Below are 21736 nucleotides of genomic sequence, written 5' to 3'. Positions count from 1 at the left end.
TAGAAAGCAATTTCTCCACAATATTTTGAATCAATCTAAATTGAAGGCCGTAATTCAGAGAAGCAACATCTTTTTCCCCGCTGACAGCCCATATACACAACATTTTAGTATAAGTTTAGTTTAAGATTATACTATATTTACCGCCTAACCCAAATGATCTATGCTAAACCATTTACGCCATAAGTATCTGCTGCATGGGAGTCTGTTGTGGGTGTTGATTCTGTTGCTGTTGGGTGCTTCTCCGGAGGCACAGGCTACTCATATTAGAGCAGGGGATATTACTGCCAAGCGGGACACGACGCCAAACCCTAATCCCCGCCGCTTCTTTTTCACCATGATTATTTATACCAACCACCTCTCGCAGGCCGAGGACCCGGAGGTAACTATTTATCCAGGGGTTGGTACCACGTCCATCATCGTTCCCCGCAAGTCCGTTACCCCGATTAACTCCGAAACTGACCGCGAGGTCTTTGAGTGGGAGTACACGTACCCCTCAGATGGTACTTATACGACGTACTGGGTAGGCGAGAACCGCGACAATAACATTTTGAACATGGCAGCTCCGTCTGACCAGCGTTCCTTCTTCATCTCCACGACCATCGATATAAACGCCCTGCGCGGCTTTAACTCCACCCCGGTACTTACCGTGGAGCCCATCGATGATGCGGCGATGTTCCGTAAGTTCGTGCACAACCCCGGCGCTTATGATGCCGACGGTGACAGCCTTTCTTTTAAGCTAGTAGCCCCACGCTACCGCGATCCCAGCGGTGCTATTACCGTAGTGCCCGGCTACCGCCACCCCGACCAGGTGGCCAACTGCCGTACCTCCGACGATAGCGGCCCTGCCTTCTTCCGGCTCGACCCCATCACCGGTCAGCTCACCTGGGATGCCCCCTGCCTTGCCGGCAGGTACAACATTGCCTTTGTGGTAGAAGAGTGGCGGCGCGGGCCGAACGGTGGTGCCGTGAAGATAGGTGAGGTAGTGCGCGACATGCGCATTAACGTAGAGGAGAACGAAAACCGGCCGCCTGTACTGGAGCCCAAGGATACCTGCGTGGTAGCTGGAACCACCCTCCGCGGCATTGTAAGGGCTACCGACCCGGATGGCGACTTGATCAACCTGACTGTTGCCGGTAGTGGTATTGTGCCTCCGGCGACCTTTGAGCAAAGAACCAACAACCCGGGCTCTGCCACAGGTTTGTTTATCTGGAACACCGAATGCGCCGATGTGCGTCGCTCGCCATACCAGGTGATTTTCCGTGCTGAAGACGTGAGGCCGCAGGGCGATAAGCGGTTGGCAGACCTGCAGCCCTGGAACATTACCGTGATAGGGCCTGCGCCGGAGAACCTGGATGCCACCAGCGCTGACCGCAACGTCACCCTCACCTGGAACTCCTACACGTGCCAGAATGCCGATAAAATACGCATCTACAGGCGGGAAGGACCGAGCAACTTTGTACCGGATTATTGCCAGACCGGTGTGCCTGCCTCTACGGGCTATGTGCTGATAGGAGAGGTGGATGCCGGTGAGACAACCTTCTTCGACGACGATCCGAACCTGAAGGCCGGGGTGGAATACTGCTACATCATCTATGCGACTTTCCCGGCTCCGGGACGCGGGGAGAGCCTTGCCTCTCTGGAGGTGTGCGTGGTTATCGACCAGGATATCCCTTACCTGACCAATGTGACCGTGGATGAAACCAGCACCACCAACGGGCGGATAACCGTGAAGTGGACCCAGCCGATTGACGTGGAGAAGCTCACCCCGCCGCTGGAGTACCGCCTGTACCGTAAGGTGGGCATGGAAGCTGGCAACGGCTTCACGGAGGTAAAGCGTACCCGCAATATGGCCGATACTACTTTTGTGGACAGAAACCTGAACACAGTGGAGAACGCTTACCGTTATCGCCTGGAGTTTTACCGCAGTCCGGCGCCTGGCGGACAGCCTACCTTGCTGCGCGATAGCGCCGAGGCTTCCAGTGTATACCTGAACCTAACGCCTGCAGAAGGCGAAGCGAAAGAGGTCGCCTTAAACTGGACCTACAACGTTCCGTGGAAAAACGAGGTGCTGCAGCATTATATCTACCGTCAGGCTACGGGTGGCGAGTTTGTGCTGATCGATAGCGTGTCGGCGACGGCTACGAGTGGCTCCTACACTGACAGAGGCACGTTTAATGGCGAGGAATTGGTGCGTGGGCAGGAGTACTGCTATTACGTGGTAACGGCCGGTACCTACCAGGTTAAGGGGATACCCGAGCCGCTGCTCAACTACAGCCAGCGTGTTTGTGTTACCCTGCCGAAGCTGATCTGCCCGCCGGAACTGAGTATACAGCAGCTCGACTGTAACGCGTTTAACCAGAACCCAACCGAGCCGCCTTACCAGAACGTGCTGAACTGGGTGCCGAACATTACGGGCGACTGCACGGATGAAATTGCCTATTACACGGTATACTTTAAACCGACACTGGATGCCGAGTATACCCCGCTGGACACCACCACCGAGACGACCTATACGCACAGCGGCCTGGAAACCTTTGCCGGCTGCTATGTGGTAACGGCTACCGACGTGAACGGGCGCGAGAGCGCGTTCAGCAACGAGGTGTGCAACGACAACTGTATCTCGTTTATACTTCCAAACATCATCACGCCGAACGGCGACAACCTCAATGACGTATTCCGTCCTAAAGTAAGGGCCTTTATCAGGAGCATGCGCTTCAGGGTTTACAACCGTTGGGGTGTGCAGGTGTATGACGGAGGCACCATTACGCAGGGAGAGGGCCGCTACATTAACTGGCCAGGTGTGGACAACGATGGCAACCGCCTGACCGACGGCACCTACTACTACGAGGCAGAAGTTGAATTTTATACTTTAGACCCGGCCAAGGCGCGCGCCACGTACAAAGGCTGGGTAGAGATAGTACGCTAATGAAAAACTTACCAGACCTGGAACAGCTGCAGGACAAGCCCGTTGTGTTTTACGACGGCACCTGCGGCTTTTGCCAGGGTAGTGTTCAGATAGCCTTAAAGTATAACGCTAAGCAGCATTTATACTTTGCCGCGCTGCAATCAGGGGTGCTGGAGGCGTTGGTGCCCAAGGCCCAAATCCCGAATCCACTTCCGGACTCCATGCTTTTTTACGAGAAGGGCAGGCTCTATACCGAGTCGGAGGCGGCGCTGCGCATTGCCGGCCACCTCGATTTTCCGCTGTCCATACTTGCTGTGTTTCGCATTATTCCCTTATCTTTCCGCAATTTTGTGTACCGGCTGGTGGCTAAAAACCGCTACCGCATTGCCGGCCGCACCGAAGCCTGCCTGCTGCCCAGCCCCGAGCAAAGGGCCAGGTTTTTTTGAATTGCTATATTGTTAATTGTTGAATTGTTGGTTTCTGTATAGGTTTACAAACCATAGGCCTATTGTTAAGGGAGCAACCATTTAGCAACTTAACCATTTAGCCATTTAAGCATAAAACGATCAGCAATTATCAATTAACAATAAAAGGAATGAAAGCATACGTTTTCCCGGGACAGGGTTCTCAGTTTGTAGGGATGGGCAAAGACCTGTACGAGCAGCACGAAGAGGCGAAGCAGCTGTTCGACAAGGCAAACGAGATCCTGGGTTTCAACATCACCGAGATCATGTTTAACGGCACTGACGAGGAGCTGAAGCAGACGAAAGTAACGCAACCGGCTATTTTCCTGCACTCTGTGGCGCAGGCGGCCGTAGCCAAAGACTTCGCCCCGGATATGGTGGCTGGTCACTCGCTGGGTGAGTTTTCTGCCTTAGTAGCTAGTAAAGTGCTTAGCTTTGAGGATGGTCTGCGGCTGGTGTCGAAAAGAGCGCTGGCGATGCAGGCGGCTTGTGAGGCCAACCCATCTACCATGGCCGCTATACTTGGCCTGGACGATGCGAAAGTAGAGGAAGTATGTGCCTCTGTGGAAGGCGAAGTAGTAGTAGCCGCCAACTATAACTGCCCCGGCCAGCTGGTAATTTCCGGCTCAAACAAAGGCATCGAGATTGCCTGCGAGAAAATGAAAGAGGCCGGTGCCAAGCGTGCCCTGCCGCTTCCGGTAGGAGGCGCGTTCCACTCGCCGCTGATGAAGCCGGCCGAGGAAGAACTTGCCAAAGCAATCGAGGAAACCACCTTCGCGCAGGGCATCTGCCCGATTTACCAGAACGTGGACGCCAAGCCGCACACCGATCCTGCCGAAATTAAGCAGAATTTGATCAAGCAACTGACAGCCCCGGTACGCTGGACGCAGTCGGTGCAGCAGATGGTAGCCGACGGTGCCACGCATTTTGTGGAGTGTGGCCCAGGTAAAGTGCTGCAGGGACTGGTGAAGAAAATTGAGCGCACCGCCGAAGTTAGCTCAGCAGAATAATCTCCTTTAGAAAGTATAAAAGTATAAACGCCCTCTCTGGCCAAGTGCCGGAGAGGGCGTTTATACTTTGGGGAAGTATGAAATTGAGCTAGCAGCAAAGTATAACCTGTTGACAGCAAAGTATAAATAACTACATTTACCGCTGCATACTTTCTGCTATATGAAAAAGCAAACCCCGCTGGCAGTTTGGCTGCTCGGCTTCGTGCTGCTGAGCCTGTACGTGCACCTGTTGCCCCGCTTTTTTGATGCCGGTCACGTGCCACATTGGTTTGCCTACTGGGCGGGCTTTTTTGTACTGGCCTACCTGGTGAGCAGGTTTCTGCTGAAGCTGCAGGGGCTAGGGCAGCTGGGCATGGAGCGACACAGAGGATGGCTGAAAAACCTGGCCACCGGGTTTATGATTGGCTTTGGTGTGTATGCCCTGAAGTATTTTGCCTTCTGGCGGCTGGGCAAGTTCGAAGTGGCAGGGCTGCAGGAGCTTGCTTTTATTCTTCCGATGCTGGGGCAGGCGCTGCTGGCCATGTTTTTCTCCTCCATCCTCAACGACATCACCATTCGGGGCTATTGGTATGCCTTTTTCCGGCGACGACAGCTGCTGGCTTGGTATGTTTTCGCGGCCACTATACTTTATGCGCTGGATGATGTTTGGAACGCCGGCCCGGACCCAATGAACCTGGTGTTCTCCGCCATACTTGGGGCAACCTTTGCCTACACTGTACTTAAAACTGGCGCCATCTGGATGTCGCTGGGCTTGCATTGGGGCGGCAACATGATGTACCGTGTGCTGTATGGCTTCGATGGGAACGGCGTATGGCAGCTGGAAAACGTGCGCGAAGCGCCGTTTTACGATTGGGTTAGCTTGGCGGTAACAGCCCTTATGCTGCCTGCGGTATACTTTGTGCTCAAATCAAAGTATAAACAGCCGTTGCAACTAGAGAGGAGAGGCGATTTACCTCAAAGCTATACTTAACCCGGTCTTACAGGGACAGCTCGTAGAACATCAGTTCTTCGTTATCGTTGGGCAGTTTTACCATTCTGCTATACTTCAGCCCTAGCTTTTCCAGCAATTTCTGGGAGGCAAGGTTATCTTTTGTGGTGATGGCGACGAGCTGCCTAATGCCGTAAATACTGAATGCCGCCTCTTTTACTTTACTGGCTGCCTCAAACGCATAACCCTGCCCGCCATACTCCTTCAGGAAAGCAAAGCCAATGTCGATGCCCTCCAGGCCATCGCGGTCGTAGAGGCCGCAGGAGCCAAGTTTGGCACCGTCGGACTTACGGATAACCGTGTAATTGCCGTAGCCGAGGCGTTGCAGTTGGGGCATCATTCGGGTGCTGATGTACTCTTTTGCAGCTTCTATACTTTTTACATTTCGGTCGCCGATAAACTGTATCCACTCCGGCGTGTTGAGTAACTCTAATACAAAAGGAGCGTCTTCGTAAGAAGTAGGTCTAAGGAGCAACCGCTCAGTCTCAAAAGTCTGAAAGGTTCCCAAGGTTCGTTCGTTAGTCTGTTCGTCCATTTTCAAAGTTTTAGGCCGCTGCTATGGTGTTCGGTCGGATATAGAAAGAATGAAGGTGGTGGGAGGGGTTGTGGGATGTGACGGTTGGGCTATGGTGCATTTATGCACTATAGCTGGTGTTGTAATATGTTTTTCTTATTTGAAGAAAGCGTCTATTTCAGGTCTGTGGTAATCTACAATCCATTCGTTTAGCTCATCATAGACACTCTTTATTTCTTTTGAAGTGGCACTAAAAACAAAGCACCCCCTGTCGTCATACATGTAGAACCCTTTGCTGGAATGCACATCAAAAAAATAAACTTGCTGTGGTATGGCAGGTTCAAAACCCATTTCCAGATTAGCAATGCCTTCAAGTATGTCTTTTATACCTATGTCGGCTAGCTTAACTCTTCCAACAATGATTCTACCTGCTACCCAATCTTCATCTGTTAAGTCACCTACATTGATTTGGGCAGCTTCATTGTAAAATCCCTGAAATTGTTCTTTTTCAATAAGAGTATAGATGTAGCCTTTGTCCTTAGTGAAGGGAGAATTACCGTCATAGTCATAGACGATAAGGTATACCTGCTTATCAGACTCTGGAAAGGTGCTATGAAATATTTTCTCTGCTCTACCAACTGCCTGTTCAACCCTTTCTTTGGTTGCATTTGTGAGCTCTCCGCCTAATTCAAATCTAATGTGAATGTCACCACCTAATGAAAAGGGAGAGTCAACTTTAGAAGCTTGATATACCCTTGCAAGATACTCTTCAAACTCTTCTTTCATACTTTAAATGAATCACAACGAATTTGTGCAGCCGAAGCCCGCAGCGTAGCGAGGATTAAGGCTGCACTGGGTTAGTGGTTTTAATTCTTTGATTTAATCTTGGCGATGTCTTTAGCTGCATATTGTTCAGGCAAAGCCATTCTGAAGCACTGGTGATATTCTAACTTTTTTTCTTTCTCATTCCAGAACGTAAAAACCAAATATGAGCTGCCTTCCATAAACTCACCACCGCAGTCAGATGATTCTGCTATTAACATTATAGTATCTGATTTTTTACCTTTGTATACTTCTTTTGGCTTAAATTCTATTACATAATATTGTTGCCAATCATATTTTGGCTTTACAAGTGTTTTGTAGCCCTTTATAGAAATTACTTTTCCCAGAAATACCTTGGGAGACTTAGCTAATGATTCTTTTAATGGGACTTCTCCGTCACAGTCACAGGCAAATGAGGGAGCCACAAAAGCAAGAAAGCACAAAATGAGAAGTATAAATTCTTTCTTCATGATTACTTATTACCACACAACTAAAGTATAAACGTAAACCTACGCTTATCTGCACTATGTGCAAAGGTTCTAAATCATTCCTCAAACGCCCACACCTCCAGCTCATCCGGGCACTCCTGTAGCAGCTGGTTTATACTTTTTCCGAGCACCGGGTGTACCATTTCCGGAGCCAGTTCCGCCAGCGGCAATAGGGTAAACCGGCGCAGGTGCAGCTGCGGGTGAGGGATGGTGAGGCGTTGCGTTTGCAGCACCAGATCGTCGTAGAAAAGTATGTCGATGTCGATGACGCGGGCTCCCCAATGCTCTTGCCGCACCCGGCCAAGCTCCTGTTCAATACCATTTATACTTTGCAGCACCTCTTCCGGCGTAAGCTCCGTCTGCACCTCTAGCACCTGGTTCAGGAAGTTGGGCTGGTCAGTTTTACCCCAGGCGGCCGTCTCGTATACTTTGGAGCTGCGCGTGAGGGTGCCTACCTGCCGGTTTATACTTTCGCGGGCCTGTTGCAAGTATAAGGTGCGGTCGCCGAGGTTGCCGCCCAAAAGCAAGTATACCTTAGGCATGTCGGCGGAAAAAGTCTATCGTTAAATCAGCTGCCTGGCGGGCAGCCTCCGGAAGCTCCTCCTGCTCGTAAGGATGCTTGCCACCAAAAGAGTGATCGGCTTCGGGCAACAGGTGCAGCTCGGCGTCGGGTTTCCAGCTTTGCAGGTCGTGGGCCATCTGGGTGGGCAGCGTTTCGTCCTGCTCACCGTGGAGCAGGAGCAGGGGCTGCTGCAGGCGCTTTACCACGGTGGGGATGTCCAGGCGGTAGTGGTTCTCGATAAAGTTTTCCACTATCTGGTAGTAGAGCGGCATTTGCATCCCGGTGCGGGCATTAGGCACATACTGCACGCCATCTTTTTTCCACTGCTCCATTTGCAGGTCGCTCCAACGATTGTCGTAGCGGTTCACAGCGGCCCAGGTGGCGACGGCCTTTACGCGCGGTTCCTCTGCGGCTTTTAAGATCACGGCTCCGCCTCCACGGCTATGCCCGATCAGGTAAATGCGGCTCAGGTCCAGCTCGTTTTTCGCTACGGGAGGGTTTTCGGAGTGCAGCAGCTCAATCAGGGCCTGCATGTCGTCGAGCTCCAGGCTGAAGTTATTTTGCCCAAAGGCCTCCATGTCGTGCATGTCGGCGTGGTTATCCACCGTGGTGCCATTGTAGGCAAAGTTAAATTTGATGAACACGAACTCCTGCCGGGCAAAGTAGGTAGCTAACAGGTTAAAGTGCCCCCAGTCCTTAAAACCTTTAAAGCCGTGGGCAAAAATAACCACAGGTTTTGGGTTGCTGTCGGGCCAATAGGTGGCGTCGGCGGTAAAGGGGCGTCCGTGCTCAGGGTATACTACAAAATCGACTTTCATCTGTTATAGGATTGAATGGCTAAATTGCTACTTGTTTGATTGTTTGGTTTACGGAGGAGCGGGTGCAAGGGCAGCATCTACCTCTACAATTTAACCATTCAGCAATTTAACAATTAAATGCTGTTTTGCCAGCCCGGGTTTGGAAAGCACTGCCAGAGACCGTAATATTGCGGACCCAACACATGAGCATAAGTTTAAACGAAATACAGGCGCCCATTGCGCCCGAGATGCAGCAATTCGAAAAGAAGTTCAGGGCTTCGATGAAGACCCGTGTACTGCTTCTGGATCGGATCATGAGCTACATCGTCAAGCGCAAGGGAAAGCAGATGCGGCCTATGTTCGTGTTTTTCACCGCCAAGCTTTTCAACGAAAGTATTGCCGAGGCCACTTACCGCGGTGCCGCCCTCATCGAGCTGCTGCACACGGCCACGCTGGTGCACGACGACGTGGTGGACGATGCCAACTACCGCCGCGGCTTCTTCTCCGTAAATGCGCTCTGGAAAAACAAGATCGCCGTGCTCGTGGGCGACTACCTGCTTTCCAAAGGCTTGCTGCTCTCGCTGCAAAACGACGATTACGAGTTGCTCAAGATCGTGTCGAACGCGGTGAAGGAGATGAGTGAAGGAGAGTTGCTGCAGATTGAGAAAGCCCGCCGCCTCGATATTACCGAGGAAGTGTACTTCGACATCATCCGCCAGAAAACCGCCTCGCTGATTGCCTCCTGCTGTGCCGTGGGCGCTGCCTCTGCCGGTGCTTGTAAGGAGGAAATTGAGAAAGCCCGCTTGTTCGGGGAGAAAGTAGGCATCGCTTTCCAGATTAAGGATGACCTGTTTGATTACGGCACCGCTGAGATTGGCAAACCCGTAGGCATCGACATCAAGGAAAAGAAGATGACCCTGCCACTAATCCACGCCCTGCGCGAGGCCGATTGGCTGACCAAACGCCGCGTGATCTACAACGTGAAAAACAACAACGGCGACAACAAGCGTGTGCAGCAGGTCATTGATTTCGTGAAGCAATCCGGCGGCATACAGTATACCATTGAGGTGATGAACCGCTACCATGCCGAGGCACTGGAAATCCTCCATACTTACCCCGAATCCCCATCCCGCCGCTCGCTGGAGCAACTCATCGCTTATACTATTGAGCGGGAGAAGTAGGCGCTTCCATGAAGCTGATCTATAGTTATACCGTACTTTCTCTTGTCGTTTTAGCTATCATCCTATTATATAGCAAGGCCTATTATCATTTCCAGTTGCGCAGGAGGCTGAACCCCGAACTAGCAGATGCTAAATTTCTGCACTTGTACTTTAACCCGATCCTTTTCTACGGCAACATAGGCTTATTCTTTCCAATCTATATCAAGTTTAAAGACTTCGAGGATCCAGAAACCAACAGGTTGCAAAACAAAGTGATGCTTTATGTAAATCTGTTTTGGATTTCTTTCGGAGGAGTAATAGCGTTGGTTTTTGTAGCGGCTATTCTTGGAGTAAATGAAGTAACATTTTGATGCTGCATGCTCTGGTTGTGTGAGAGTAGTATAAGCAAACGCTTGTGTCGTAATCTAGAAGTATGAACGACAATTAACCAGAAACTAACAGACTTCAGACAAAGTATAAACCCTGCCAATTAACTCAATCCTAAAAGCTCCACTTCGGACAAATTTGTAATCCTCAGCCGGAATTATGTAAAAGGCAGTATAGGATCAGTAGGTAGCTTTGCACCAGCAAAATAACCTATGAAAAATGAGCCTGAACACGAACGCCTGGAACCGTCTGCGGTATACCTTGTACCTGCCCATCTACGATTTTATAGCCGACCGCATTTTCCGCAAGTATAGAAAGCGCTCCGTACAATTGATGGGTGCTAAGCCTGACGATGCCATACTTATACTTGGCGCCGGCACCGGCCTCGATCTGCCGTACCTGCAGGGTTACACCAACCTCACGGCTATCGACATCACGCCTGGGATGATCAGCAAACTTAAGCAGCGGGCAGCGGAACTGCGTATCCCCGTAAAGGCGCAGGTGATGAACGGGCAACAGCTAAGCTTTGCCAACGCCTCTTTCGATGCGGTTATACTTCACCTCATACTTGCCGTGATTCCAGATCCCGTGGCCTGCATCAAGGAAGTGGAGCGTGTCCTGAAGCCGGGCGGAACGGTGATGGTGTTTGATAAGTTTCTGCCCGACGGGCAGCAGCCGTCCATACTTCGCCGCCTGCTCAACCAGGTTGCCAGCACACTGTTTTCAGACATCAACCGAAGTATAGGTAGCATCGTGCGCCATACTTCCTTGCGTGTAGAGTTGAACGAAGCAGCCGCCTTTAACGGCACTTTCAGGGTGGTGAGATTGCGGAAGTAGCATTGTCTGGCTCCTTGCTGTTCTTGAGGCCTTACTCACAAAGGAGAGCTTTGCAGGCCCGGGTCCAACCACCCCTAACCCCTCCTTGTCCAAGGCGGGGAACTTGTGGTTACTGTTGCCGAAGTATAAGCTTCGTTGCTGCTGTTTCTGCAAAGTATAAACCCACCCCTAGCCCCTCCCGAGAGGGGAATTTATACTTACCGCTCCACCTGTCATCTTGAGCAGGGCGAGAGATGACAGGTGGAATTCCCTTTAGTTCTCTCCCAAAGGTCGAGATGACAAAAAGCAGCGGCTATCGAGTAATTCCCAGCCTTTGGGTTGAGCGCCTTGTGAGATCCGGTGCCCGTTAAGGGCATGCCGAGCGAAAGCGAGGCAAGGAGGGAACACAGCGCGATGCCCGAAGGCGAGGCCTCCCGGTCTGGGAGGGAGCCAAGTTAGAGGTGCAACTGTAGGTATGTAGGTCTGGAGGAGGAACGGCAGCTGGTAAGGATAGCTTGGTTCATGTTAAAGGAAGCGGCCGCTAGTAGCGGACACAAGCGGACGCTTGCGCCAGAAAAGCACGGAGATAAAAAGCGAAGGCCGCTACTGTTAAAGTAGCGGCCTTCGCTTTTTATACTTTCCGATTAACGAAAAACGAGCAACGGATAACGAAACTACTCCGCCAGCAACACATCCATCGTCTTGTTAAAATCAGCTACCCATTCCTCGTAATGCTTGCCAGTGCCGGGGCCTGAGAAGCCGGTGTGGATCTTGCGTACTTTGCCGTCGCGGCCGATGAAGATGGTGGTGGGGTAGGAGAGCACATGGTTAAGCGCTGGCAGGGCTTTGGCTGCCGCCTCCTTATCCGACGTGCCGGCTACCAACAGATCGTAGTTCACGTTCAGGCGCTCCTGCATCTTCTTCAGGCGGGCTGCGGCCTTATCGAACTCAGGGCTGCGCTCGAAGCCCAGGCCGATGATTTCCAGGCCGCGGTCCTTGTTCTTGTCGTAGTAAGGCGCCAGGAAGTTGGTCTCGTCCATACAGTTGGGGCACCAGGAGCCCAGCAGCTGCACCAGCACCACCTTGCCTTTATACTTGTCGTCTGCCAGCGATACCTGCTCGCCCTGCAGGTTCGGGAACGTGAAGGAGAGGGTTTCGTAGCCCGGCTTCAGGTACGTGAGCGTGTCTGCGCTGGCGAGTTGCACATCAGGGTTGCGCTTGGCCGTCCAGGTTTCGGAGTAATTCATGCCCGAGTAGAAGTTGCCTTGCAAGGTGCTGTCGTTCTCCGGAGTAGCCGTGAACAGGTAGGCGTGGTTGCCATCAAAGGTAGAGAGCTTCAGCTCGTTGCCGGCTACCTGTCCTTCCAGAAAACGGTAGTCGCCGGTCTCGGTCATAAACGTGCCGGTGGCGTAATTATCTTTCTGCTTAAACTCGCCGATAGCCTTGTAGCTTTTGCCGTCGCGGTCGGTGAACAGCACTTCCCACTTGCCATCAAAATTGAAATCAGCTGGAGCAGGATTTTCCTCAAACCGGTTGCTCTTCCCGTGCTCAGCAGTAAAAGGCACCGAATAAGGAGTAGCCGTATCGTTCTTCACAAAGCGGCCGGTCATTTTTTCCCCTTCTACCTTCGCTATCAGGTCGGCGTCGAAAATGTGGAGGCCAATTTTTACAGAATCTCCGGCTTGCTCAATTTCATCTACCAGGATGCGCTCCTCACCGTTTATCAGGTACAGCACTGTTTTGCCGTTTTTTTCCTCGGCTTCCATTACAAACGGAATCTCTTTCCCGTCGGCGTGCTGCAGGGCTACTCGCCAGCTGCCGGGCTTAATGGTGTTGTCGGTAGATGTCATAGAGGTACAGGATGTTATAAGCTGTGGAATTAGAAGAGTAAAAAACAAAAATAGGGTGGCACGGGTATTAGTATAGGAAAGTTTCATGTGCGGAATTTGATAATAACGTAGTACAAAAGTAGGGCATAAGAACCGAAAAACCTGAAGCTGCTAATTATGCCTGCATATTCGTGTAGCAACATATTCATGGAGGCTAATGTTTTTACAGAGATTTAGTTTTCGTACATTTGTGAACCTCATAAAAAAGAGTATAAAACATTAACAATAGCAAAACTATGGCATTTGATTTAGGAATGATCAAGGCAGTGTATGCCGGCATGGATGAGCGAATTGCTGCTGCCCGCCAGGCAGTTGGGCGTCCGCTTACCCTGACAGAGAAGATCCTGTACGCTCACCTTTTCGATGGTACAGCACAGCAGGCTTTTGAGCGCGGAAAGTCTTACGTAGATTTCGCTCCGGACAGGGTGGCCATGCAGGATGCTACAGCGCAAATGGCCTTGCTTCAGTTCATGCAGGCTGGTAAGCCAACCGTGGCCGTGCCTTCTACCGTGCATTGCGACCACCTGATTCAGGCCCGCGTGGGTGCTGATTCTGACTTGCAGGACGCTTACTCAGAGAACAAAGAAGTTTATGACTTCCTTGCTTCTGTTTCCAACAAGTATGGCATCGGTTTCTGGAAGCCGGGTGCTGGTATCATCCACCAGGTAGTGCTGGAGAACTATGCCTTCCCGGGCGGTATGATGATCGGTACCGACTCGCACACGCCTAACGCGGGTGGTCTGGGTATGATCGCCATTGGTGTGGGTGGTGCTGATGCCGTGGACGTGATGGCCGGAATGCCTTGGGAGCTGAAGTTCCCGAAAATCATCGGTGTGAAGCTGACCGGTAAAATGAACGGCTGGACTTCTCCGAAAGACGTGATCCTGAAAGTGGCCGGAATTCTGACTGTAAAAGGCGGAACAGGTGCTATCGTGGAGTACTTCGGCGAAGGCGCTGAGTCTATGTCTTGTACAGGCAAAGGCACTATCTGTAACATGGGTGCCGAGATCGGGGCTACTACTTCTGTGTTTGCCTACGACAACAGCATGCGCGCTTACCTGAACGCTACAGACCGTGAGGAGATCGTGCAGATGGCTGACGAAGTAGCCCAGCACCTGCGCGCTGACGACGAAGTATACGCTGACCCTGCTGCCTTCTACGATCAGCTGATCGAAATCGACCTTTCTACGCTGGAGCCGCACGTAAACGGCCCTTTCACGCCGGACGCTGCCTGGCCAATCTCTCAGTTCGCCGCTGTGGTGAAAGAGCACGGCTGGCCAGCTAAACTGGAGGTAGGTCTGATTGGTTCTTGTACTAACTCTTCTTACGAAGACCTGACGCGTGCCGCCTCTGTGGCAGAGCAGGCGATAACTAAAAACCTGGTTGCCCAGGCTGAGTTCACTATTACGCCGGGTTCTGAGATGGTGCGTTACACTACAGCCCGCGATGGTCTGCTCGACACGTTCGCGCAGATGGGCGGTGTGGTACTGGCAAACGCCTGCGGTCCGTGCATCGGCCAGTGGGCACGTCATACCGACGACCCAACCCGTAAGAACTCTATCATCACTTCCTTTAACCGTAACTTTGCCAAGCGTAACGACGGTAACCCGAACACGCACGCATTCGTGGCCTCTCCTGAGATCGTAACGGCTTTCGCTATTGCCGGCGACCTGACGTTTAACCCGCTGACAGACACCCTGACAAACAAGGATGGCCAGCAGGTGAAACTGGACGAGCCAAGAGGTATCGAGCTGCCAACCCAAGGCTTTGCCGTGGAGGATGCCGGTTATGTGGCTCCTGCTGAGGATGGAAGCAAAGTACAGGTAGTGGTTGATCCGGCTTCTGACCGTCTGCAGCTGCTCGAGGGCTTTAAGCCATGGGAAGGCACAGACCTGAAAGGCCTGAAACTGCTTATCAAAGCGCAGGGTAAGTGTACGACCGATCACATCTCGATGGCAGGTCCGTGGTTGAAGTACCGTGGCCACCTGGACAACATCTCCAACAACATGCTTATCGGTGCCATCAACGCGTTCAATGGTGAGGCTAACAGCGTGTACAACGACATGACCCGTGGTTATGACACGGTGCCTGCTACAGCCCGTACGTACAAAGCTGCCGGTATCGGTACTGTAGTGGTTGGTGACGAGAACTACGGTGAGGGATCTTCCCGTGAGCATGCGGCCATGGAGCCACGCCACCTGGGTGTTCGTGCCGTGCTGGTGAAGTCATTTGCCCGTATCCACGAAACCAACCTGAAGAAGCAAGGTATGCTGGCGCTTACGTTTGCCAACAAGTCGGATTATGATCTGATCGAGGAGAACGACTCCATCGACATCATCGGACTGGAGAACTTCACACCAGGACAGCCGCTTAAAGTGGTTCTGCACCACAAAGATGGCAGCCAGGATGTAATCCAGGTAAACCATACGTATAACGAAGGCCAGATCGCGTGGTTCAAGGCAGGTTCTGCCCTCAACCTGATCAGCCAGCAGCAGAAGCAAAACGCTTAATTGCAACGTTGCTAAGTATAAACAAAAAGGCCCCGCCACAGCGGGGCCTTTTTGTTATCTATGGCTTCGGCTTAATTTATACTTTGAAGTATAGGCCAAGCCATTATTTCCTCACCAGCACCTTCTCCACAAAAGTCTCTCCCTGATAGGTGATGTGCGCGATGTACAGGCCTGCATTCAGCTGGCTCAGATCGTACTGAAGTTGCGTACCCACTACAGATATGGGGGTAGCCGCTATACTTTTGCCGGTCATATCTGTGAGCCGGAGCTGTGGCTGAGAGTTTTGCAACTCCGTAAGCGGGGCAGTCAGGCTCAGGTTGATGCTGCCCGAGGCTGGGTTAGGGTATAAGGCCGGACTTGTGGCGTACACATCCAGCACCCGTTGGTAGGTGCTGCGGGTGCATTCCAGCACATTCGTGACCGTGAGCGATATGGTGTACGTGCCCGGCTTTTTGTACTGGTGCAGCGGGTGTTGTTCAGTCGACTGACTTCCATCCCCAAAATCCCAGAGCCAGCTGGTGGCATGCAGGCTGTTGTCCTGAAACTGAACCCCCTTGCTTACCTGTGCAAAGTTGTTTCCCGGTTTAAAGCCAGCTTCAGAAGCCGACAGTATCTGCACGTCCATTGGCACCAGATCGCTCAGGTAAATGGAGTCTGCATTCGCCACGTAGATAGTGCTGTTCTCAAGCGCCTCTGTTAAAGTATAAGTAGGGCCCGTGCCAAGCAGGACCGAGGCAGTTGCATCAGTATAGAAGTTAAAGGAGCTTCCGCCTTGCGGGGCAATCACCACGGCATCTGCTACACAAGCCTGAAAGGCCATCGGTACCGGCTCCGGCCCCGATTTGATACCCCTATACTTCAGTTGTGCTGTTCTGGCGTGCTCCTTCAAAGCCTCCAAATCATCACCGGCAAGTATGGCAATGGCCAGCGTTTTAGTTTGGCCCGGGGCAAGGTCGATGGCGGTGGCGCCCAGGAGGTGCGAGATGCTGTTGCCGTTCTTCCCTCCGGCTTTCGTGCGGCTCACTCCTTTGGAGATTACTTTATACTTTTCTGCATTGGAGAAACCGTCGTCCACGGTTACGGTAGAGTCGTTGCTGCCGATGTTGTCAATGGCATGGTAAATAGGGAGCGTCTCCGGCGTCAGCAGTGTCAGCCCGGTATAAGGCAAGTCGGCGTAGGCATGGTAGGCATACCCGAGTTGCAGGTCTTCGTCCCAGCCAGCCTTGTTTTCGGTGTAGTTGCCAATGTCCCAATCTGCAAAGAGGCCCGCGTGCAGGTAGGGAATAGTTTCGGAAGAGCGGTTGGTAAGCTTATACTCCATTATCACGAAGTCCTGGTAAGGCGACTCAGACCAAGCGTAGGCCACTGTTTTTACCTCTACCTCCGGGTGCCCGCTCACGTCGGTCTGCATAATACCCCGCAGCTCCTGGTTGGCCATGCTGGTGTTGTAGTAGGCCCGGGTAAGCATACTCGGCTTAAAGCCCCGGTTATTCTGCCAGGAGGAGTTATGCACGTTATCGGCTACCTTGCCGCTGTCGGCAGAAAGTATAAGCCCGCCCTCAAAAAGCAAAGAAGCACTGCCTTTATACTTTACTCCAACGCCTTGGCTCATGTTCAGGCCGTTGTAGCCGATGTTGCCCTCGCTGTTGAGGCTCAGGTGCAGGTTGTTGGCCGTCAGGGTAGCGAAGTTATGGTTAATAACGATAGCAAAGTGTTGAAAGTCGGTATACTCCCCGTCGGTAAAGCCCAGGCGCAGGTATACTTTCAGGTTGGCTGGGGAGCGTTCGCTGATTTTGATGACAAAAGGCTCGTTGGTAGAGGCGGTGCCCATGGTGCCCATACTTCCCAAGGTGGTCTGCCCGCGGGTTACCAGCACGTGCGGAGATAGAGAAGTGAGTTCTACCTGCAGCCCCTGCACCGGCGCCAGGAAGTTTAAGAAGCTGGCATCAATGGTTACCTCGTTCCCTGCCACCAGGCTTTGCTTGGGCGAAGGGGAGAAGGACACGCAACGCACCGACTTCGGGTTTTCCAGCTTCAGTGCCCTTTTCAGGTTAAAGCGGCCGGTGCCCAGCATCTCCAGGTAAGGGCGGTTGCCGTCCAGGTGGTAGATGCTGTCGGTGCTGGCCCGGAGGCGTTCGGCTACCTGGCGGGCGTTAAGTTCGGGGAAGCGGGCGCGGACAAGGGCTGCGCCACCGGCTACCGTAGGGGCAGCAAACGAGGTACCGCCCACGTTGCCATACCGCTCATCACCGGACTGCGAGGTGCTGTAAATGTTGATGCCCGGAGAAATCAGGTCGATGTTATAGTTGTAGGTATGGTCTTTATACTTAACATCCTGGTTGTTGGAGCCGCCTACCGAGATAACGTTATCATAAGCGGCAGGGTAAATGTCCACGAAGGCGTTGGTGTTGCCGCCTGAGGCAATCACCACCACGTCTTTCTCCAGTACAGCGTAATTAATGATATCCTGTTCATACTTAGAGAAGCCAGTTCCGCCCCAGGACAGGTTAATAACCTTACATCCTTTGTTAACGGCGTAGACAATGGCCTCATATCCGCCAAATCCTCCGCCAGGATAGGAAGAGAACACCTTCAGGGGCAAAAACAGGGCATTGTACCCGGTACCGGCAATGCCGATGCCGTTGTTGGTGGCTCCGGCTGCCACTCCCGCCACGGCCGTGCCGTGACCCTTCCAGGCAGTATCGTCCGACACGTCGTTGTCGCCGTCGGCAAAATCCCAGCCGCTGAAGTTGTCAATCAGACCGTCGCCATCGTTGTCAATCCCATCCACCGGATCGTCGTAGTTATACTTTACCTTGGTCTTCAGGTCGTGGTGGGAAAGACGGAAACCAGTGTCCAGGATGCCGATGACGATGGTGGTATCGGCTTGCTCGACGGCCCAGCCAGCGTAGGCTTGTATCTTTTTGAGGTAATACTGTGTGGTCTTGGTCGAGTCGGAGGCAGGGTCATTGGGCTGGTGGAAAGGCTCCCGGATGTAGAGCGGTTCCACGTATTCTACCTGTCCGGTGGCTATCAAAGCGGCCTGCACCTCCTCAAACGTATGGCCGGAACCATACTGTAATTCGTATAGGAGCGAGAGGTCTACGGCTGGGGCTGCTTTGCGGGCGTTGGAAAGGGTTTGCCGGGCCGCTACTTCCGGAAACTTCTGCACGACGTCGCGTGCCCCTATTTGCCGCAGGGCATTGGCCATGCCGTCCCCGGTTGGTTTGCGCAGTTGGGCGGACTGTTGTGGCTTGAGTTTATAGACGACTCTGCCTGGGATGGTTTTAGCTCCAAAGTCCAAAGCAGGGCGCTGTGCGTACAGCAAAGGTACGTAGAGCAGCAGAAGGACTGCAAAAACAAAGCTGCGCCTGGGCAGCGGGATAAGGGTAAACATCTGCTCGATAAAAGTCCTGTTAATACCTGGTTCCGAATATGTAGAATATCATGGAAGGGTATTGCAAAAGTACAAACTTCCACGACAAAAAAATCTGATGCAGCCTTGTCTTACAAATAAATTATGTATATTTCCTTCAACTGATATTTACAAATAAATGTTTCTATTTTGCTATTAAATATTAAAAAATAACTATGAATCTGGAATTAGCTGACAAACACCGCGAAACATTACAAAAGGCTGTGCAGGCTTTGCACCAGCGCACCTTCTTTGCCCATTACCCGGAAAACCCATCCCCGGAGGTGTATGGCGAGACCGCCGACAAGGAAGGCCGCGAAAAGTATAAAAGCACACTGAACAATAAATTTACCGAGCTGCTGCAGGAAGGCGAACAGGCTTGGGTAGGGCAGGAGGAGTCGCCGTATGAGCAGCAGCCACTGGGCATAAAGTATCCGTATTTTGAACCGGAGGCACTGGTGAGCCGGGCTGAAGAGGCCTTCCACCAGTGGCGGAAAGTAAAGCCGCTGGACCGGGCGGCCCTGCTGGTTGAGGCGCTGGAGAACATGCGCAACCGCTTCTTCGAGATTGCCTACGCTACCATGCACACCACCGGGCAGGCTTATATGATGTCGTTTCAGGCATCGGGTCCGCACGCCGCTGACCGCGCCCTGGAGGCCGTGGCCGCCGGTTACGAGGAGCAGACCCGCTTCCCGGAGAGTGCCGAGTGGGAGAAGCCCATGGGCAAGTATAACCTCAAGCTGAATAAAACCTGGAAGGCGGTACCCAAAGGCGTGGCCCTGGCCATCGGCTGCTCTACCTTCCCGACCTGGAACACGGTGCCCGGCATGTTCGCCAGCCTGGTAACAGGTAACCCCGTGATTGTGAAGCCGCACCCGAAAGCCGTGCTACCGATTGCCATCGTGGTGGCCGAAGTACAGAAGGTGCTGCAGCAGAACGGTCTCAACCCGAACATTTGCCAGCTGGCCGTGGACGCCGACGACCGCCTGATCACAAAGGAACTGGCCGAGCACCGGAAGGTGAAAATCATTGACTATACCGGTAGCTCCGAATTTGGCAATTACATCGAAAGCCTGCCAGGCAAGGTAACGTTTACCGAGAAAACAGGCGTGAACTCCATTATCCTGGATTCGGTGGAGGATCTGGATAAGGTGGTGCAGAACCTGGCTTTTTCTATCTCGCTATACTCAGGGCAGATGTGTACTGCCCCGCAGAACTTCTTTGTGCCGGAGAGCGGCGTGAAAGTTGCCGGCGAAACGGTGCCTTACGAGCAGGTGGTGGAGAAAATAACCGGCGCCGTGACCGCGCTGGTAAATAACCCGAAGGCCGGGCCGCACATTTTGGGCGCGATTCAGAATCCGGCCACGGCCGAGCGCGTGAAGAGTGCCGCCACCGTGAAAGGCCGCGAGGTGCTGAGCAGCTGCGATTTCGAGAACCCAATGTTCAGCAACGCCCGCACCTGCACTCCGGTTATTTATGAGGTGGATGCGACTGAGAAAGAGAGCTACAGCCGCGAACTGTTCGGCCCTGTGGCCCTGATCATCAAGACGCAGGACACCGACCAAAGTATAGAAATTGCGAGCGAAATGGCCTCTAAGTATGGCGCCATATCCTGCGGTGCCTATACGACGGATGCTGTTGTGAAGGAAAAGATCATGGATGAGATGAGCCTGGCCGGAACGCCGGTGAGCTTCAACCTGACGGGCGGCATCTTCGTGAACCAGAACGCCAGCTTCTCTGATTTCCACGTGACGGGCGGCAACCCGGCGGGCAACGCTTCTTTCACCAACCCTGAGTTTGTGATCAAGCGCTTTACCTGGGTAGGCTTCCGTGAGCCGGTGGCAGGCTAAAAAGTATAAATTTATATTTACAAAAAAGCCCCTGCAGCAATGCAGGGGCTTTTTTTATTTCATCAGGCCGTCGGCATCGTTGTGGAGGTTACCAATGTTCTTGTGCAGGTCGCTCCAGTGCTGCTCGTTGTTGTTGGGGTCTCCCATCTTCTGCAGGATCAGCTCGCGCTTCCGCTCCAGCCCGGCAATGTGCTCATGATAGGTATGGTTAGAGTCTGCTGTGGTGGCGTTTACACGGGCTTTTAGGGTCTTTATTTTATTATCCAGCTCATCAAGGCTCTTCTGTACCTCGCCCTTGGTAAGGTGCTCCGGCACGCGCATGTTTTCGGGTTTCAAAGGGTAATTATCCATAGTATAAATGCTAGGTTAATGATCTTGGGCCAGTGGCCTCCTACACCTCATACTTATACTTTGTCTAAAAGGATATGCCGGATAGGGGCGGTTTGATGGAAATAGAGTTGCTGTGGCAGGTTTGGTTAATTTAATTCCCAACCTCGTGCCACAAGGGAGAGCGTGATTGTATCATATAGGAGCCTGAGCACTTACATGTTATAAAATAGTAAGAAGTCACTTTTGATATTAACTACACTAATGCGATATTCGCAGGTGGTAAACAGATCCTCCCATGGCAAAAGTATATGCTGCAGGAGAGAGATTAAACTTTGAGGGGACATAAGGCACTATGAGTAGCTTGGTTAAGTCTTATAATTATCCGTTGGATCTGGTGTTGTTAGTAGATGATGATGACACCACAAACTACCTGAACGAGCGTTTGCTTCGGGAGATGCAGGTAGCTAAAACGGTACTGGCTCTAAAGAACGGGCAGGAGGCGCTGGAGTATCTTAACAAGGCGAAGCAGCCAGGGAACGAAGGGGAGTATAAGATTCCGGATCTAATTTTTCTGGATATCAAAATGCCCGTGATGGATGGGTTTGCCTTTCTGGACAAATACCACCAGGTAGCGCAAGAGGAAGTGGATCCGATTATCATACTTATGCTTACTTCCTCGGCCAGCTTCTACGATTTGGAGCGCCTAAAATCTTATTCAAAGGTGAAGAAACATTTCTCCAAAGCCCTCACCAAGTATGACGTGGATGAGATTATGAGAGAGTTCTTCAAGAAGAAAAAATAAAAAAGGTGCTGTCCAAACAGCACCTTT

At 52.2% G+C, this 21736-nt stretch carries 18 protein-coding genes; 10 read left to right on the top strand and 8 right to left on the bottom strand.

Going from position 1 to position 21736, the window contains the following annotated elements; all coding sequences use genetic code 11:
* The first annotated feature begins 160 nt into the window (after nucleotides 1-160).
* The 4 genes from BM040_RS04570 to BM040_RS04555 all read left to right on the top strand — a co-directional run bounded on the left by BM040_RS04570 (nucleotide 161) and on the right by BM040_RS04555 (nucleotide 5349).
* Nucleotides 161-2926 (top strand): T9SS type B sorting domain-containing protein, encoded by a 2766-nt coding sequence (locus BM040_RS04570; RefSeq protein ID WP_245756095.1) that lies wholly within the window; start codon nucleotides 161-163, stop codon nucleotides 2924-2926.
* Nucleotides 2926-3351 carry a thiol-disulfide oxidoreductase DCC family protein gene (locus BM040_RS04565; protein ID WP_092099278.1) on the top strand — a complete coding sequence of 142 codons (426 nt, stop codon included), beginning with the start codon at nucleotides 2926-2928 and terminating at the stop codon, nucleotides 3349-3351. The genes BM040_RS04570 and BM040_RS04565 overlap by 1 nt, the downstream gene beginning before the upstream one ends.
* A gap of 149 nt (nucleotides 3352-3500) precedes the next feature.
* Entirely contained in the window at nucleotides 3501-4379 is an 879-nt protein-coding gene (gene fabD / locus BM040_RS04560) for an ACP S-malonyltransferase (protein ID WP_092099277.1), read from the top strand.
* Nucleotides 4380-4539: 160 nt separating this feature from the next.
* Nucleotides 4540-5349 carry a CPBP family intramembrane glutamic endopeptidase gene (locus BM040_RS04555; RefSeq protein ID WP_092099276.1) on the top strand — a complete coding sequence of 270 codons (810 nt, stop codon included), beginning with the start codon at nucleotides 4540-4542 and terminating at the stop codon, nucleotides 5347-5349.
* A 7-nt stretch (nucleotides 5350-5356) separates the two neighbouring features.
* Here the strand turns inward: BM040_RS04555 and BM040_RS04550 are convergent, their stop codons facing one another.
* The 5 genes from BM040_RS04550 to BM040_RS04530 all read right to left on the bottom strand — a co-directional run bounded on the left by BM040_RS04550 (nucleotide 5357) and on the right by BM040_RS04530 (nucleotide 8571).
* Nucleotides 5357-5902: a GNAT family N-acetyltransferase gene (locus tag BM040_RS04550; protein WP_245756094.1), complete on the bottom strand. Its 546-nt coding sequence runs from the start codon at nucleotides 5900-5902 to the stop codon at nucleotides 5357-5359.
* 135 nt (nucleotides 5903-6037) lie between these two features.
* Nucleotides 6038-6667 (bottom strand): DUF3885 domain-containing protein, encoded by a 630-nt coding sequence (locus BM040_RS04545; protein ID WP_092099275.1) that lies wholly within the window; start codon nucleotides 6665-6667, stop codon nucleotides 6038-6040.
* Nucleotides 6668-6747: 80 nt separating this feature from the next.
* A complete protein-coding gene (locus tag BM040_RS04540; RefSeq protein WP_092099274.1) occupies nucleotides 6748-7173 on the bottom strand; it encodes a hypothetical protein in 426 nt (141 codons plus the stop codon).
* Nucleotides 7174-7247: 74 nt separating this feature from the next.
* Complete coding sequence (gene folK, locus BM040_RS04535) at nucleotides 7248-7733, bottom strand: 2-amino-4-hydroxy-6-hydroxymethyldihydropteridine diphosphokinase (RefSeq protein WP_092099273.1); 486 nt, start codon at nucleotides 7731-7733, stop codon at nucleotides 7248-7250.
* On the bottom strand, nucleotides 7726-8571 hold the full coding sequence (locus tag BM040_RS04530; RefSeq protein ID WP_245756093.1) for an alpha/beta hydrolase family protein: 846 nt from the start codon (nucleotides 8569-8571) through the stop codon (nucleotides 7726-7728). Before BM040_RS04530 ends, folK begins: the two co-directional genes overlap by 8 nt.
* 182 nt (nucleotides 8572-8753) lie before the next feature.
* Here BM040_RS04530 and BM040_RS04525 point away from each other — a divergent pair, with 182 nt between their 5' ends.
* From BM040_RS04525 to BM040_RS04515, 3 genes are all read left to right on the top strand, one after another.
* Nucleotides 8754-9731: a polyprenyl synthetase family protein gene (locus BM040_RS04525; RefSeq protein WP_092099272.1), complete on the top strand. Its 978-nt coding sequence runs from the start codon at nucleotides 8754-8756 to the stop codon at nucleotides 9729-9731.
* An 8-nt stretch (nucleotides 9732-9739) separates the two neighbouring features.
* On the top strand, nucleotides 9740-10081 hold the full coding sequence (locus BM040_RS21655) for a hypothetical protein (protein ID WP_092099271.1): 342 nt from the start codon (nucleotides 9740-9742) through the stop codon (nucleotides 10079-10081).
* Between the two features lie 235 nt (nucleotides 10082-10316).
* Nucleotides 10317-10934: a class I SAM-dependent methyltransferase gene (locus tag BM040_RS04515; protein WP_092099270.1), complete on the top strand. Its 618-nt coding sequence runs from the start codon at nucleotides 10317-10319 to the stop codon at nucleotides 10932-10934.
* 653 nt (nucleotides 10935-11587) lie between these two features.
* On the opposite strand, the gene BM040_RS04510 is transcribed toward BM040_RS04515, so the two are convergent.
* Nucleotides 11588-12763 carry a peroxiredoxin family protein gene (locus BM040_RS04510; protein ID WP_092099269.1) on the bottom strand — a complete coding sequence of 392 codons (1176 nt, stop codon included), beginning with the start codon at nucleotides 12761-12763 and terminating at the stop codon, nucleotides 11588-11590.
* Between the two features lie 275 nt (nucleotides 12764-13038).
* Here BM040_RS04510 and BM040_RS04505 point away from each other — a divergent pair, with 275 nt between their 5' ends.
* Nucleotides 13039-15312: an aconitate hydratase gene (locus BM040_RS04505; RefSeq protein ID WP_092099268.1), complete on the top strand. Its 2274-nt coding sequence runs from the start codon at nucleotides 13039-13041 to the stop codon at nucleotides 15310-15312.
* A gap of 103 nt (nucleotides 15313-15415) precedes the next feature.
* Here BM040_RS04505 and BM040_RS04500 read toward each other — a convergent pair whose 3' ends face one another.
* Nucleotides 15416-18640: a S8 family serine peptidase gene (locus BM040_RS04500; protein ID WP_245756092.1), complete on the bottom strand. Its 3225-nt coding sequence runs from the start codon at nucleotides 18638-18640 to the stop codon at nucleotides 15416-15418.
* Between the two features lie 263 nt (nucleotides 18641-18903).
* Between BM040_RS04500 and paaN the strand changes: the two genes are divergently transcribed.
* Entirely contained in the window at nucleotides 18904-20577 is a 1674-nt protein-coding gene (gene paaN, locus BM040_RS04495) for a phenylacetic acid degradation protein PaaN (RefSeq protein WP_092099267.1), read from the top strand.
* Nucleotides 20578-20631: 54 nt separating this feature from the next.
* Here the strand turns inward: paaN and BM040_RS04490 are convergent, their stop codons facing one another.
* Entirely contained in the window at nucleotides 20632-20928 is a 297-nt protein-coding gene (locus BM040_RS04490; protein WP_175490970.1) for a sll1863 family stress response protein, read from the bottom strand.
* 331 nt (nucleotides 20929-21259) lie between these two features.
* On the opposite strand from BM040_RS04490, the gene BM040_RS04485 reads away from it, so the two are divergent.
* A complete protein-coding gene (locus BM040_RS04485) occupies nucleotides 21260-21709 on the top strand; it encodes a response regulator (protein ID WP_092099266.1) in 450 nt (149 codons plus the stop codon).
* Nucleotides 21710-21736 lie beyond the last annotated feature (27 nt).

The organism is Pontibacter chinhatensis, assembly GCF_900113285.1.
Lineage (GTDB): Bacteria > Bacteroidota > Bacteroidia > Cytophagales > Hymenobacteraceae > Pontibacter > Pontibacter chinhatensis.
The sequence above is the reverse complement of the archived record's forward strand: the minus strand, read 5'-3'. Positions and strand labels throughout refer to the sequence as shown.